At 62.2% G+C, this 13,459-nt stretch carries 12 protein-coding genes; 8 read left to right on the forward strand and 4 right to left on the reverse strand.

Translation table 11 applies throughout. The features are described from left to right. The first annotated feature begins 110 nt into the window (after positions 1-110). The 3 genes from lon to BUQ73_RS07085 all read left to right on the forward strand — a co-directional run bounded on the left by lon (position 111) and on the right by BUQ73_RS07085 (position 4,987). Positions 111-2,507 (forward strand): endopeptidase La, encoded by a 2,397-nt coding sequence (lon, locus tag BUQ73_RS07075; RefSeq protein WP_079227206.1) that lies wholly within the window; start codon positions 111-113, stop codon positions 2,505-2,507. Positions 2,508-2,659: 152 nt separating this feature from the next. Continuing rightward, positions 2,660-2,932, forward strand: a complete 273-nt coding sequence (gene hupB / locus BUQ73_RS07080; RefSeq protein WP_003250246.1) for a nucleoid-associated protein HU-beta — start codon at positions 2,660-2,662, stop codon at positions 2,930-2,932. Between the two features lie 183 nt (positions 2,933-3,115). Further along, the gene (locus BUQ73_RS07085) at positions 3,116-4,987 is read left to right on the forward strand and encodes a SurA N-terminal domain-containing protein (protein WP_079227207.1); all 1,872 of its coding nucleotides are present in this window, start codon (positions 3,116-3,118) and stop codon (positions 4,985-4,987) included. Between the two features lie 191 nt (positions 4,988-5,178). Here BUQ73_RS07085 and BUQ73_RS07090 read toward each other — a convergent pair whose 3' ends face one another. Further along, positions 5,179-6,219, reverse strand: coding sequence for a patatin-like phospholipase family protein (locus BUQ73_RS07090; RefSeq protein WP_079227208.1), 1,041 nt, complete (start codon positions 6,217-6,219; stop codon positions 5,179-5,181). A 165-nt stretch (positions 6,220-6,384) separates the two neighbouring features. Between BUQ73_RS07090 and BUQ73_RS07095 the strand changes: the two genes are divergently transcribed. The 3 genes from BUQ73_RS07095 (at position 6,385) to BUQ73_RS07105 (ending at position 8,339) form a co-directional block, all read left to right on the forward strand. Beyond that, positions 6,385-6,663 carry a hypothetical protein gene (locus tag BUQ73_RS07095; RefSeq protein ID WP_027919623.1) on the forward strand — a complete coding sequence of 93 codons (279 nt, stop codon included), beginning with the start codon at positions 6,385-6,387 and terminating at the stop codon, positions 6,661-6,663. Between the two features lie 14 nt (positions 6,664-6,677). Then, positions 6,678-7,445 carry a CHAD domain-containing protein gene (locus BUQ73_RS07100; RefSeq protein WP_079227209.1) on the forward strand — a complete coding sequence of 256 codons (768 nt, stop codon included), beginning with the start codon at positions 6,678-6,680 and terminating at the stop codon, positions 7,443-7,445. A 96-nt stretch (positions 7,446-7,541) separates the two neighbouring features. Next, positions 7,542-8,339, forward strand: coding sequence for an acyl-CoA thioesterase (locus BUQ73_RS07105; RefSeq protein ID WP_079227210.1), 798 nt, complete (start codon positions 7,542-7,544; stop codon positions 8,337-8,339). Between the two features lie 3 nt (positions 8,340-8,342). Here BUQ73_RS07105 and BUQ73_RS07110 read toward each other — a convergent pair whose 3' ends face one another. From BUQ73_RS07110 to BUQ73_RS07120, 3 genes are all read right to left on the reverse strand, one after another. Then, positions 8,343-8,711 carry an Mpo1-like protein gene (locus BUQ73_RS07110; protein WP_079227211.1) on the reverse strand — a complete coding sequence of 123 codons (369 nt, stop codon included), beginning with the start codon at positions 8,709-8,711 and terminating at the stop codon, positions 8,343-8,345. A gap of 75 nt (positions 8,712-8,786) precedes the next feature. Next, a complete protein-coding gene (locus BUQ73_RS07115) occupies positions 8,787-10,265 on the reverse strand; it encodes a methyl-accepting chemotaxis protein (RefSeq protein ID WP_079227212.1) in 1,479 nt (492 codons plus the stop codon). 88 nt (positions 10,266-10,353) lie between these two features. Beyond that, a complete protein-coding gene (locus BUQ73_RS07120) occupies positions 10,354-11,151 on the reverse strand; it encodes a TatD family hydrolase (RefSeq protein WP_079227213.1) in 798 nt (265 codons plus the stop codon). 158 nt (positions 11,152-11,309) lie between these two features. Between BUQ73_RS07120 and BUQ73_RS07125 the strand changes: the two genes are divergently transcribed. Both BUQ73_RS07125 and BUQ73_RS07130 read left to right on the forward strand, forming a co-directional pair. After that, entirely contained in the window at positions 11,310-12,716 is a 1,407-nt protein-coding gene (locus tag BUQ73_RS07125; RefSeq protein ID WP_079227214.1) for a transglycosylase SLT domain-containing protein, read from the forward strand. Positions 12,717-12,829: 113 nt separating this feature from the next. After that, positions 12,830-13,264 carry a DoxX family protein gene (locus tag BUQ73_RS07130; RefSeq protein WP_060483900.1) on the forward strand — a complete coding sequence of 145 codons (435 nt, stop codon included), beginning with the start codon at positions 12,830-12,832 and terminating at the stop codon, positions 13,262-13,264. The last annotated feature ends 195 nt before the right edge of the window (positions 13,265-13,459 follow it).

Here is a 13,459-nt window from a genome sequence, read left to right on the forward strand (position 1 = left end):
TTCTGCTTTTCCTATGCAAGCGCTTGTAATTTCCCAAGCGTGCCCCCACATTAGGTCCAAGCATCATTTCCACCGGTTTCCGGCCATAAGGCCGCTGTAGAGGCGAAATCATGAAGACCACCCTCGACTTGCCTCTTTTGCCATTGCGCGATGTCGTCGTCTATCCGCACATGGTCATCCCACTGTTCGTGGGGCGTGAGAAGTCTATCGAAGCCCTAGAGGCCGCGATGACGGGCGAGAAGCAGATTCTGCTGCTGGCCCAGAAGAACCCGGCCGATGACGATCCAGGCGAAGATGCCCTGTATCGGGTCGGTACAGTCGCTACCGTATTGCAACTGCTGAAGCTGCCAGACGGCACTGTGAAGGTGCTGGTCGAGGGCGAGCAGCGCGGTGCGGTCGAGCGCTTCACCGAAGTAGAAGGGCACATCCGTGCCGAAGTTTCCCTGATCGACGAAACCGACGCCGCCGAGCGCGAGTCGGAAGTCTTCGTGCGTACGCTGCTGTCGCAATTCGAGCAGTACGTGCAGCTGGGCAAGAAAGTCCCGGCCGAAGTCCTGTCGTCGCTGAACAGCATCGAAGAGCCTGGGCGCCTGGTCGATACCATGGCCGCGCACATGGCGCTGAAGATCGAGCAGAAGCAGGAAATCCTCGAGATCGTCGATCTGGCGACCCGTGTCGAGCACGTGCTGGCACTGCTGGATGCCGAAATCGACCTGCTGCAGGTCGAAAAACGCATCCGTGGCCGAGTCAAGAAGCAGATGGAGCGCAGCCAGCGCGAGTACTACCTGAATGAGCAGATGAAGGCCATTCAGAAAGAGCTCGGCGATGGTGACGAAGGCCACAACGAAGTCGAAGAGCTGAAAAAGCGCATCGACGCGGCTGGCCTGCCGAAGGACGCCCTGGCCAAGGCCCAGGCCGAGCTGAACAAGCTCAAGCAGATGTCGCCGATGTCTGCCGAGGCTACTGTGGTGCGGTCCTACCTCGACTGGCTCGTGCAGGTGCCGTGGAAGGCCCAGAGCAAAGTGCGCCTGGACCTGACAAAGGCCGAAGAGATTCTCGATGCCGACCACTATGGCCTGGAAGAGGTCAAGGAGCGCATCCTTGAGTACCTCGCCGTGCAGAAGCGGGTGAAAAAGATCCGCGGCCCGGTACTGTGCCTGGTTGGCCCGCCTGGCGTGGGCAAGACCTCGCTGGCTGAGTCGATCGCTGCCGCGACCAACCGCAAGTTCGTGCGCATGGCCTTGGGTGGCGTGCGTGACGAGGCCGAGATTCGTGGTCACCGTCGCACCTACATCGGTTCGATGCCTGGCCGCCTGATCCAGAAAATGACCAAGGTGGGTGTACGCAACCCGCTGTTCCTGCTTGACGAGATCGACAAGATGGGCAGCGACATGCGGGGCGACCCGGCCTCGGCGCTGCTGGAAGTGCTCGACCCGGAGCAGAACCACAATTTCAACGACCACTACCTGGAAGTCGATTACGACCTCTCGGACGTGATGTTCCTGTGCACCTCGAACTCGATGAACATTCCGCCGGCGCTGCTCGACCGCATGGAAGTCATCCGCCTGCCGGGCTACACCGAGGACGAGAAGATCAACATTGCGGTCAAGTACCTGACGCCCAAGCAGGTCAAGGCCAACGGTTTGAAGGCCGAAGAGCTGGACATCGACGTCTCGGCGATTCGCGACATCATCCGTTATTACACCCGCGAAGCGGGTGTGCGTGGCCTGGAGCGCCAGATCGCCAAGGTCTGCCGCAAGGTGGTCAAGGAACATACCGGGCAGAAACAGGTCAAGGTCAAGGTTGCCAGCGAACAGCTCGAGCACCTGCTCGGCGTGCGCAAGTTCCGCTACGGCCTGGCCGAGCAGCAGGATCAGATCGGCCAGGTCACCGGCCTTGCCTGGACCCAGGTGGGCGGCGAGCTGCTGACCATCGAGTCGGTGGTCATCCCCGGCAAGGGCCAGCTGATCAAGACCGGCTCGCTGGGTGATGTCATGGTCGAATCGATCACTGCCGCACAGACCGTGGTCCGCAGTCGCGCGCGCAGCCTGGGGATTGCCGCCGACTTCCACGAGAAGCACGACGTGCATATCCACATGCCTGAAGGCGCCACGCCGAAGGACGGCCCAAGCGCCGGTATCGGCATGTGCACCGCCCTGGTGTCGGCGTTGACGCAAATTCCGGTACGTGCCGACGTGGCCATGACCGGTGAAATCACCCTGCGTGGCCAGGTATTGGCAATCGGCGGGTTGAAGGAAAAACTGCTGGCCGCACACCGTGGCGGGATCAAGACGGTGATCATTCCCGAGGAGAATGTTCGCGACTTGAAGGAAATTCCGGAAAATATCAAACAGGATCTGCAGATCAAACCGGTCAAATGGATTGACGAAGTCCTGCAAATTGCGCTGCAATACGCCCCGGAGCCCTTGCCAGATGTGGCTCCGGAGATTGTCGCGAAAGATGACAAGCGCGACGGCGATGCTAAGGAAAGAATCAGCACGCATTAGTAGTTTTTGGCCGGGGGGCTTTCCTTGACAGTTTTTTCGGGGCCTTGCTATAAAGCGGCACGCTATTGTCAAACTGCCACCCGGCACACGTTTCATAAGCTTTTCATTACATACTTAGAAACAAACTCAATAGAGAAAAAAGGGGACTTAGAGTGAACAAGTCGGAACTGATTGACGCTATCGCCGCATCTGCTGACATCCCGAAAGCTGTAGCCGGCCGCGCGCTGGATGCAGTCATTGAATCCGTTACCGGTGCCCTGAAGCAAGGTGACGATGTGGTACTGGTTGGCTTCGGTACCTTCTCGGTCAAGGAGCGCGCCGAGCGCACCGGCCGTAACCCACAAACCGGCAAGGCGATCAAGATCGAGGCTGCCAAGGTTCCAGGCTTCAAGGCTGGCAAAGGCCTGAAAGACGCCGTCAACTAAGTCGTCTCTTTCAGCCGGACCTGGCCTGGCCAGCTCCGAGCACGCTGACGGCGGGCCGCAAACGTTCCCGCCTGACACGTTTGCTAAGAAAAGGCGCATCCTCGGATGCGCCTTTCTTTTATCAGGATTCTACCCACGCTCCGCGGTTGTCGACGCAGTGGTACAGCCGTTTCTGGGGGACGCATGCTGCAAAATATCAGGGACAATTCACAAGGTTGGATTGCCAAGACCATCATTGGCCTCATCGTCATGTTGATGGCGTTGACCGGTTTCGAAGCCATTTTCAAAGCCGCCACCCACAGCCAGGACGCGGCCAAGGTAAACGGCAACACCATCAGCCAGAACGAGCTGAGCCAGGCCGCCGACATGCAGCGCCGCCAGCTGGTGCAACAGCTGGGCAAGGATTTTGACCCAGCGCTGCTGGATGAAAAGTTGCTGCGCGACGCTGCGCTCAAAGGCCTGATCGATCGCAAACTGCTGCTGCAGGGTGCCGAAGACGCCAAGTTCGCCTTCTCCGAAGCCGCGCTGGATCAAGTGATTCTGCAGACGCCGGAATTCCAGGTCGATGGCAAGTTCAGCGCCGATCGTTTCGACCAGGTCATCCGCCAGATGGGTTACGGCCGCATGCAGTTCCGCGACATGCTCGCGGAAGAGATGCTGATTGGCCAGCTGCGTACCGGTATTGCCGGCAGCAGCTTCGTCACCGATCAGCAGGTTGACGCCTTTGCCCGCCTGGAAAACCAGACCCGTGACTTCGCTTCCCTGACCTTCAAGGCCAACCCGGCAGCGGTCAAGGTCAGCGATGACGAGGTCAAGGCGCATTACGACCAGCACGCCAAGGAGTTCATGACTCCGGACCAGGTGGTCATCGACTACATCGAGCTGAAGAAGTCGGCGTTCTTCGACCAGGTCAAGGTCACCGACGAAGAGCTCAAGGCCCAGTACGAGAAGGAAGTCGCCAACCTCGCCGAGCAGCGCCATGCCGCGCATATCCTCATCGAGGTCAACGATAAGGTCACCGACGCTCAGGCCAAGGCCCGCGCCGAAGAGGTCGAACAGCGTCTGGCCAAGGGTGAAGATTTCGCCAAGCTGGCCAAGGAGTTCTCCCAGGATCCAGGTTCTGCCAGCAATGGTGGTGACCTCGGCTTCGCTGGCCCGGGCGTGTATGACCCAGCCTTCGAAGACGCCCTGTACAAGCTCAACGATGGCCAGGTATCGGCCCCGGTGCGCACCGAGTTCGGCTACCACCTGATCAAGCTGCTGGGCAAGCAGGCGCCGGAAGTGCCAAGCTTCGCCAGCCTGAAGGACAAGCTGACCCGCGACTTGAAGACCCCGCTGGTCGAGCAGCGTTACGTCGACGCCAGCAAGCAGCTGCAGGATGCTGCCTACGAGGCTTCCGACCTGGCGCAGCCAGCTCAGGACCTGAACCTCAAGGTGCAGACCTCCGCCCCGTTCGGCCGTGAAGGCGGCGAGGGCATTACGGCCAACCGTGGCGTGATCCAGGCCGCGTTCTCCGAAGAGGTGATGGATGAAGGTGCCAACAGCACCGCCATCGAGCTCGACCCGGAAACCACCGTGGTGCTGCGCGTCAAGGAGCACCGCAAGCCGGAGCAACTGCCGCTGCAGGCCGTGGCCAAGAACATCAGCGAACACCTGGCCAAGGAGAGGGCGACTGCCGAACTCAAGACCAAGGCGGACAAGCTGATCGCCGGTCTGCGTGACGGTTCCATCGCTGCCGCTGGTGCTCACGACGGTCAGGAGTGGAAGGCGCACGAGGCTGTGACCCGTGGTCAGGACGGTATCGACCCGGCCGAGCTGCAGGCGCTGTTCCGCCTGGCCAAGCCGCAAGCCAAGGACAAGCCGGTGTACGGCAGTGTGGTCCTGGCCGACGGCAGCCTGGTCGTGCTGCAGCTCAAAGGCGTCAATGAAGGCGCTGCCGCCAACGACGAGGAGAAGCAGCAGATCCGCCGCTACCTCGCATCGCGTGCTGGCCAGCAGGACTTCGCGGCCTACCGCAAGCAGCTGGAAGGCACTGCCGACATCACCCGCTACTGAGTGATGGACGCATGATGAAACAGGCCGCTTGATGCGGCCTGTTTCATTTCTGTCGTCTGCACCGGCCTCTTCGCGGCACTTCGGCACTCCGATAAACCCGTTCCCACAGGTACAGCGCAGGGCTCAAGTCCTGCACAGTACCTGTGGGAGCGGGTTTACCCGCGAAGAGGCTGGCACAGGCAGCCCAAAACCTAGCGTTTTTCGCCCTCGTAATTATCCAGCGTATCCCGCGCAATCTCCCGCCCCAAGGCAATCAGTTCCGGCGCCTTGTAGAACTCGAAAAACCGGCACACCCGCTTGGGCACGTTGATCAGCACATCCGGCGGATACCCGGCAATCTTGTACTGCGCCAGCGAAGTCTGCATCACCTCGAAGCTCTGGTTGATCAGGTCGAGCAGTGAAGCTGGGCCGACGTTGTCGATGATGAATGAGCCGGTCGCCGATTTCGGCGCACCTTCACGCTCGGGCGCCGCTGCGGGTTGCTGGGCCTCGGGATCGGCCGCGTCGGCCAACCACGGATTGGGCGGTGCAAGCCCTTCGGCGACGATCTCCTGCTCGATGCGAATCAGCTCCTCGGCCGGCTTGCGGCGAAACGGCAGCCGCGAGCCGAGTGAGCTAAGCAGGGCTTCGAAACGCATCTTGAATGCCGCCGGCCGTTCGATCACGGGTAACTGATACTGCTTCTGGTTGGTGCTGTTGAGATTGACCGCAATGATCAGGTCGCAGTGGCTGGAGACCACCGGCACGATCGGCAAGGGGTTGAGGATGCCACCATCGACCAGCATGCGATTGCCCTGCATCACCGGGGTGAACAAGCTGGGTATCGCCGCCGAAGCACGCATGGCCTGGTGCAGGCAGCCTTCCTGGAACCAGATTTCCTGCTGGTTGGTCAGGTCGGCGGCCACCGCCGTGTAGGGGATGCGCAGCTGTTCGATGTTGATCTCGCCAACGATCTTGCGAATCTGGCCGAACACCTTGTCGCCACGGATGGCACCGAGGCGGAAGCTGACATCGACCAGGCGCAGCACATCCAGATAGTCCAGGCTTTCGATCCAGTTGCGGTACTCGTCGAGTTTGCCGGCTGCGTAGATGCCGCCAATCACCGCACCCATGGAGCATCCAGCGACGCAGGCGATGTCGTAGCCGCGCCGTTCGATTTCCTCGATCACGCCGATATGGGCATACCCACGAGCGCCTCCTGATCCCAACACCAATGCCACGCGTTTGCTCATGAGCTTCCCCCGGCTTGTACAACCATGGTCCTACAATGCTCTCATTGCTGCCTGTGCTTCAATCCAGAGCGTGCTGAACTACTCTAAGCAAAGCATATCGAACCGGGCACTTTTCAGTTGCACGGGCGTCGAACAGCCACTCTTTTGACCTTTGAGGTATTACCGATGAAAGCCTGGATCTGCCTTCCACTGATCGCCCTGGCCCTTGCTGGCTGCGCGGGCAAGACGGCCTACCGTGACAGCTGCGCGACTCAGCTGGATGCCGCCTGGAAGGAGCTGGACCTGGCCAAGGCCGAAGGCTTCGCCGGTACCGTCAGCTATTCCAAGGCCCTGTCGCTGCTGACCGGTGCCAAGACCCAGCAGCAGTTCGAAGGGTACGAAGGGTGCACCCACAAATCCGAAAAGGCCCGTTTCTACATTCGTGAGTCGCGCGCCGGGCGCTGACCAAGGAGCGTCACATGTCCGCCATGCTCGATCATGTCGTTGCCCAGTTACTGGCCTTGCAGGTGCGTCTGCTGGCATGCCGCGAGCGCCTCGCCGCCGATACCGACAGCGAGGCGCTGCACGACCTGCGCACCAGCCTGCGGCGTCTTCGCAGCCTGCTGCGGCCATTGCAGGGGCTGCCTGGGGTCGAGCAACTGGAGGAGGCGGCCAAGTCATTGGGCACATTGACGACACCGCTGCGTGATCGTGAGGTGCTGGCAGCGGAGCTCATCGGGCGCGGCCATGCCCAGGCCGGGCAACGGCGCCTGGCAGGGCGTGACAGGACATTCGCCAGCATAGCCGCCAGCCCGCAGCTGACCCGGGTGCTGGCAATTGTCGATGCGTTCCCGCTGTTTCTGCGGGCAGCGGATCGCGAGGGGCTGGCCAGGTCGCTGGGCAAACGAATCGACAGGCGACTGGTCAAGCAGTGGCACAAGCTGCGTGAGGCTCTGGAGGACCCAGACCATGATCGCCATCGCTTGCGCCTGCTGATCAAGCGTGCGCGTTACGGCGATGAGGCCTATCCGCAGCTCGATCATGCCGGCAAGAAGCTGCAGCGCCTGCTGAAGAAGGCCCAGGGCGATCTGGGCGATTGGCACGACCGCTTGCAGTGGTTGCTGCAGGCCAAGGATCACCCTGACCTTGCGCCTTGCAAGGTCGACTGGGAGCAGGAGCTGCACGAGGCTGAGCGCCAGTCGGATGTCACCCTGGACGCGCTGCAGGCGGCGCTCAAGCGGCGTTAGCCCGGCAAATGACCGATTTGCGGGCTGATCGGCAGGGGTTTGCTGGCTAGTATTGGCGGACCTTTCGCTTTATAGCCAGGAGCCAGGAGCCGGCCGATGAATTTCAACCAGTTGCTCAACGCCGTGCGGGAAACTCCCGACGCAGTCAGCATTCCGCCCAGCTGGGCACAGGGGCGTGCCGTGTTCGGTGGCCTGATGGCGGCCATGGTTTACGAAAGCATGCGCCTGAAGCTCTCCGATGCTCGCCCGGTGCGTTCGCTGGCCATCAGCTTCGTCAGCCCGGCTGCAGCGGATGTGCCCATACGTTTCGAGGTCGAGGTGCTGCGTGAGGGCAAGGCGGTCAGCACACTGCTGGGTCGGGCCATTCAAGAGGGCCAGGTGGTGACGTTGGTGCAGGGCAATTTCGGTGCGGGCCGGCCATCGGTGGTCGATGTTGCGGCTGCGCCCGCGGCGGAAATGAAACCACTCGAGCACGCGGCGCCGGAGTTGCCTTACATCAAGGGCATTACCCCGGAGTTCATGCGCCATGTCGCTTTGCGTTGGGCGGTGGGAGGCCTGCCGTTCAGTGGCAATCAATCGCGCCATATGGGCGGCTGGGTGCGCTTGCGCGATGTTGCCGAAGAACAGGTCAACGAGGCGCACCTGCTGGCACTGGTAGATGCCTGGCCACCGAGCCTGATGCCGTTCCTCAAACAGCCGGCGGCGGGCAGTACGCTGACCTGGACCATCGAGTTCATCCAGCCGACGGCGCAGCTGTCGACGCTGGACTGGTGCCGCTACCGTGTCGAGACCGAGCACGCGCGCGATGGTTACGGGCATGCAGCCGCAGCGTTGTGGACAGCGGACGGTGAATTGCTGGCCTTGAGCCGCCAGACGGTCACAGTCTTCGCCTGAGCATCAATGCCGCTGCTTGTGCCGCTCGCGCCAGGCTTTCCACCAGGCGCCACTGAGGACAAAGCGCGGGAAGGTGATGAACTGTTCGGTCAGCAGCCGCTGCACGGCGTCCTTGCGGTTGGCAAACGGTTCGGGCTGTTCGGCTTCCAGACGGTGCCCGTGGCGCTGCAGGCCCAGGCCGGCAATCAGGGCAATGACGCCGACGGCAATCTGGCCCAGGTCCAGGGCGAACAGGCCTGACAGCACCAGCAACGCACCGAGGATGAACAGCGGCACGGCAATCAGGTGCAACACCAGGTTGGTCGGGTGCCGGTGATTGTGGTGGTAGCCACGCCATTGCCAGGCGTGCAGATTGGGTAGTCGCTTGCTCATGGGCATTTCCTCGCGGTCATGCCCAAAGCTTAGTGCGGCCCCGGGAGCGGGGCCAATCGAGGCTGGCTATGGCGACTATAGCTTGAGCTGGCCAATGGCTTTGCTCAGCGCGCCGGCAAGGGTTGCCAGTTCGGTACTGGTGGTGGCCGAGCCGACGGTCTGCTGCACGGTCTGTTCGGTGACATCGCGGATGCTCACCACCGCGCGGTTCATTTCTTCGGCTACCTGGCTTTGTTGCTCGGCAGCGACGGCAATCTGCGTGTTGCTCTCGCGCATCTGTGCGACCGCGCCGGTAATCTCGGCCAGCGCCGCACCGGCCTCCTGAGCCTGCCGCACACAGTCGTCGGCCTTGTACGAACTTTCCTGCATGAACTCCACGGCATCGCGTGTACCGGCCTGGAGATCGGCGACCATACGGGTGATTTCGTCGGTGGACGTTTGCACGCGCTTGGCCAGGTTGCGCACCTCGTCGGCGACCACGGCAAAACCACGGCCCAGGTCGCCCGCGCGGGCGGCTTCGATGGCGGCATTGAGTGCCAGCAGGTTGGTCTGCTCGGCAATGCTGTGGATGACTCCGACCACGCTGTTGATCTTCTGGCTGTCGTCGGCGAGCTGACGAATCATTTCGGCGGTTTGCTGTACGCCGCTGGAGAGCCCGGAGATGGAATCCTGTACCCGGCAGACCACTTCCTTGCCGCTGCCGGCGAGGGTGTCGGCGGTTTGCGACAAGTCGCGAGTGGCGCCGGCATGCTGGGCAATATGGTGCACGGTGGCGGACATTTCGTTGATCGCTGTGGCGGCCTGGTCGGTCTCGCTCTGTTGGCCGAGCATACCGTGGCGCACTTCGTTCATGCTCGCGGCCAGGCGCGCGGCGCCGGAGTCCAGTTGCGCAGCGGTGTGGGCTACGGTGCTGACCACGCGGTGGTAGGTAGCCTGCATGGCATTGAAGGCACCGGCCATCTGGCCGACTTCGTCGCCGCAGGCCAAGGGGACGCGGGCCGACAGGTCGCCGGTCTTTTCCACATGCAGCATCACGTCCTTGAGGGTATTGAGCTGGCTGAGCAGGAAGCGGATCAGTAACTGCGAGGCACCGAGCATCGCCAGCATCAGGATCAGCACGCAGAAGGCGTAGTTGCTGAAGCGGTCGAGGAACACCTGGCGCAGGCTGGGGGCGGCTGCCAGCACGGCCAGTTGCTGGTCGCCATGGCGAAGCACCTGTGCGCCGCGCAACGGGTTGTCGCCGAGGATCCAGGCTGCAGGCAAGGCAACCCAGCCTTGCCCGTTGGCCAGGGCTTCGAGGTTTTCACCCGCGTAAGTCGGGGTCTGGCCAGGTTGCCAGGCAATCAGGTTGGCCTGGTGGGGCAGGGGCTGCCCGGCGGGCCAGGCCGCCAGCAGTTCGGCCTGGGCTTGCGCCTGGGCCTGGGCGCCATCGGCGCGGGCGCGTTGCTCCAGGTGCACCGCATAAAGCACCAGCAGCAAGGTCGTGACAAAGGCCACCGCGTTGACGGCCCAGAATTTGTACTTCAGGGAAATATTGCTAAGCCAGGCACCCATGGGCAGGTCTTCTCTGAGTTGAGCGGAAACATTATTGGCAAGGTGCCATCATTGTGCCCACTCACACGAGAAACTCTCATGACATGCGTCAAGGAAGCTGGAAGAAGGCTCTGGCCGTATCGCTGGTGTGCCGGGCACACTGTTCGAGGCTTTCGTTGCGATGCAGTGCCACTTCGCGCAGCACCTCGGTCAGGAATGCCGGCTCGTTGCGGCCATTTTTCGGCTTCGGTCGCAGGCTGCGTGGCAGCAGGTACGGCGCGTCGCTCTCCAGCATCAGCCGGCCTTCGGCAATGTTGCTTACCAGTGGGTGCAAGTGGGTGCCACGACGCTCGTCGCAGATCCAGCCGGTGATGCCGATGTGCAGGTCCATGTCCAGGTAGGCGAACAAGGCTTCCCGTTCACCAGTGAAGCAATGCACCACGGCGGCTGGCAGGTGGTCGCGGTAGTCCTTGAGGATGGCCAGCAGGCGCTCACTGGCATCACGCTCGTGCAGAAACACCGGCAGGCGCAGTTCGGCCGCCAGGGCCAGCTGTGCTTCCAGGGCTTTTTCCTGCAGTGGGCGAGGGGAGAAGTCGCGGTTGAAGTCCAGCCCGCATTCGCCCACGGCACGTACCCGTGCCTCACCCAACAATTGGCGCAGTTGCCGCTCGCTGTTGCCATCCCATGACTTGGCATCGTGTGGGTGTACGCCGGCCGTGGCGAACAGGTGCTGGCCGTCGCCATCGAGCTGCTGGCACAGTTCCAGTGCCTGTTCGCTGACCTCCAGGCTGGTGCCAGTCAGGACCATCTGTAGTACGCCGGCCTCGATGGCGCGCTCGACGATGGCGGCCTGCTGGCCGTGGAAACTGCTGTTGGTCAGGTTGACGCCGATATCGATCAGTTGCATGGTGCTACCTCGTGCCGCGGGGCGGCCAGCATAGCAAAAAGCGTGATATTCGGAAAAAACCAAGAACTTCAGGCGTTTGCCGTGGTCTTTTGCCGTCATTTCTCAAGATCGCACGCTCCACCATGGCTGCCGCCCACCGACCACGGACACGATTTCGCATGCTGCGATACCTGCTGACCCTGTTGCTGATGCTTGGGCTGACCACGGTCGGCCCGGTCTACGCACGCCTGCCGGGGCCACAGCAGAACGTGCCAGCGAGCAAGGACCGTGACCTGCAGCAGATCCGCAGCAGCAAGGTGCTGCGCGTACTGGTCAACCAGAGCCGCAACAGTTCGGGCGAGATCAAGGGCGAGCCGGTGGGGATCGAGTATTACCGGCTGCGCGGGCTCGAGCATTACCTTAATGCCCGTGCCGGTGACGGTCAGCAAATCCGCTTGAAGATCATTCCGCGGGCCAAGGAGCAATTGCTGGGCGCCTTGCAGCGCGGTGAGGGTGACCTCGCCGCGCCAGGCGAGTTGCTCGACCCGGCGGTGACGGGCGGGGTCAACAGCAGTTCGCCGGTACTCGACCAAGTGCCGTTGCTGCTGGTCGGGCGCAAGGGCGAGCGCAGCTATACCCGCGCCGAGCAACTGTCGGGGCGTACGGTGGCATTGACCAGCGCGAGCGCGGCAGGGGCGGTGATCCAGCAGCTCAACCAGCAACTGGCGTTGCGCAAGCGGCCTCCGATCAAGGTCGAATGGGTCGATTCGACCCTGGCGGTGGAAGATGTGCTGGAGATGGTTCAGGCCGGCATCTATCCATTGACCATGGTAGAGCGCCCGATCGCCCAGCGCTGGGCCAGGGTCATGCCGAACCTGCGCCTGGACAACCGGGTGCAACTGGGGCAGGCACAGGCCATGCGCTGGTATGTGCGGCGTGATGCGACCCTGTTGCTGGCCACGGTGGACCGCTTTCTCCAGGGGTATAGAGCACCGGAAAACCAGGATGCAGCCTTCGAGCGCATCTACCGGCGCCAGTACCGCGTGCACAACCCCTTGGCGCGCAAGGACCGACAACGCCTGAATGCACTGCGCCCGGTGTTGCAGAAACATGGCGAGGCGCAGCAGATCGACTGGCTCAACCTGGCGGCCCTGGCCTTCAAGGAATCGACCCTGAACCCTGCGGCGCGTGGTAGCGGCGGGGCACACGGGCTGATGCAGATCACCCCATCGGCTGCGCAGCGGGTGGGGGTCAGCGATACCGGCTCGGTCGATGGCAATGTCCAGGCCAGTGCGCGCTACCTGGCGCTAATCCGTCGCAAGTTCTTTGCCAGCCCGCAAATCAACGAGCGCGAGCGCATGGCGTTTGTGCTGGCAGCCTACAACCTTGGCCCGGAGCGGGTTCAGGCCATGCGCGCCGAGGCCCGCAAACGCGGCCTCAATGGTAACCAGTGGTTCTTCCAGACCGAGCGCATCGCCATGGAGCAGGTCGGCATGGGGCCGGTCAACTTCGTTAACAGCGTCAACAAGTACTTCCTTGCGTTCAACCGCGAGCGCACAGCACTGGAGCGTGTGGTTACTCGCTGACAAATCAAATTTGTCGATTGTTATGTTGGGTTTTTTGCGGTTTTCATATCTATTGATTGGATTATGATGGCGCTCATCCCAACACAACATTCCGGTTTCAAGGACGCTTCGACATGAACAACGCAATCAACAAACTGTTCCACACCCACGCCGGCCTGGGCCTGAGCGTGATTCGCATCCTGGTCGGTGTGATCTTCATGGCGCATGGTGCGCAGAAACTCTTCGGCCTGTTCGGCGGCTACGGTCTGGAAGGCACCGGCCAATGGATGGAGAGTATCGGCCTGGCGCCGGGCTACCTGATGGCGCTGTTGTCCGGTAGCGCCGAGTTCTTTGGCGGCCTGGCCCTGGTGGTCGGCCTGCTGGCTCGCCCGGCAGCACTGGCACTGACGGTGACCCTGGTCGTGGCGATCTTCTCGGTACACATCAACAACGGCCTGTTCATGTCCAACAACGGTTATGAGTTCGCCCTGGCGCTGCTGGCCGGCACCGTGGCGGTACTGATCGAAGGCGCGGGCCGCTGGTCCCTCGACCGCCTGATCGCCCGCTGACAGGTCGCAAGCCGCAAGCTGCAAGCCCCAAGCCGAAACGCATTTCAGCTTGGGGCTTGCAGCTTGCGGCTTGTCGCTCTAGCATACCGCCTGCGCCGATTTAAACAGCTACTTGCGGGGCGCGGGACGGGCCCCTTTGTGGGTCGTCCGAAATACCGCTAAAGCGCTGGTTCGGTGACGCCTCCCACCGCTGCC

Source organism: Pseudomonas putida (assembly GCF_002025705.1).
Lineage (GTDB): Bacteria > Pseudomonadota > Gammaproteobacteria > Pseudomonadales > Pseudomonadaceae > Aquipseudomonas > Aquipseudomonas putida_J.

What these genes read in the sequence shown, in the direction of transcription:
- lon (WP_079227206.1), top strand. Translation starts at nt 111, where the DNA reads ATGAAGACCACCCTCGACTTGCCTCTTTTGCCATTGCGCGATGTCGTC.
- BUQ73_RS07085 (WP_079227207.1), top strand. Translation starts at nt 3,116, where the DNA reads ATGCTGCAAAATATCAGGGACAATTCACAAGGTTGGATTGCCAAGACC.
- BUQ73_RS07090 (WP_079227208.1), bottom strand. Translation starts at nt 6,219, where the DNA reads ATGAGCAAACGCGTGGCATTGGTGTTGGGATCAGGAGGCGCTCGTGGG.
- BUQ73_RS07095 (WP_027919623.1), top strand. Translation starts at nt 6,385, where the DNA reads ATGAAAGCCTGGATCTGCCTTCCACTGATCGCCCTGGCCCTTGCTGGC.
- BUQ73_RS07100 (WP_079227209.1), top strand. Translation starts at nt 6,678, where the DNA reads ATGTCCGCCATGCTCGATCATGTCGTTGCCCAGTTACTGGCCTTGCAG.
- BUQ73_RS07105 (WP_079227210.1), top strand. Translation starts at nt 7,542, where the DNA reads ATGAATTTCAACCAGTTGCTCAACGCCGTGCGGGAAACTCCCGACGCA.
- BUQ73_RS07110 (WP_079227211.1), bottom strand. Translation starts at nt 8,711, where the DNA reads ATGAGCAAGCGACTACCCAATCTGCACGCCTGGCAATGGCGTGGCTAC.
- BUQ73_RS07115 (WP_079227212.1), bottom strand. Translation starts at nt 10,265, where the DNA reads ATGGGTGCCTGGCTTAGCAATATTTCCCTGAAGTACAAATTCTGGGCC.
- BUQ73_RS07120 (WP_079227213.1), bottom strand. Translation starts at nt 11,151, where the DNA reads ATGCAACTGATCGATATCGGCGTCAACCTGACCAACAGCAGTTTCCAC.
- BUQ73_RS07125 (WP_079227214.1), top strand. Translation starts at nt 11,310, where the DNA reads ATGCTGCGATACCTGCTGACCCTGTTGCTGATGCTTGGGCTGACCACG.
- BUQ73_RS07130 (WP_060483900.1), top strand. Translation starts at nt 12,830, where the DNA reads ATGAACAACGCAATCAACAAACTGTTCCACACCCACGCCGGCCTGGGC.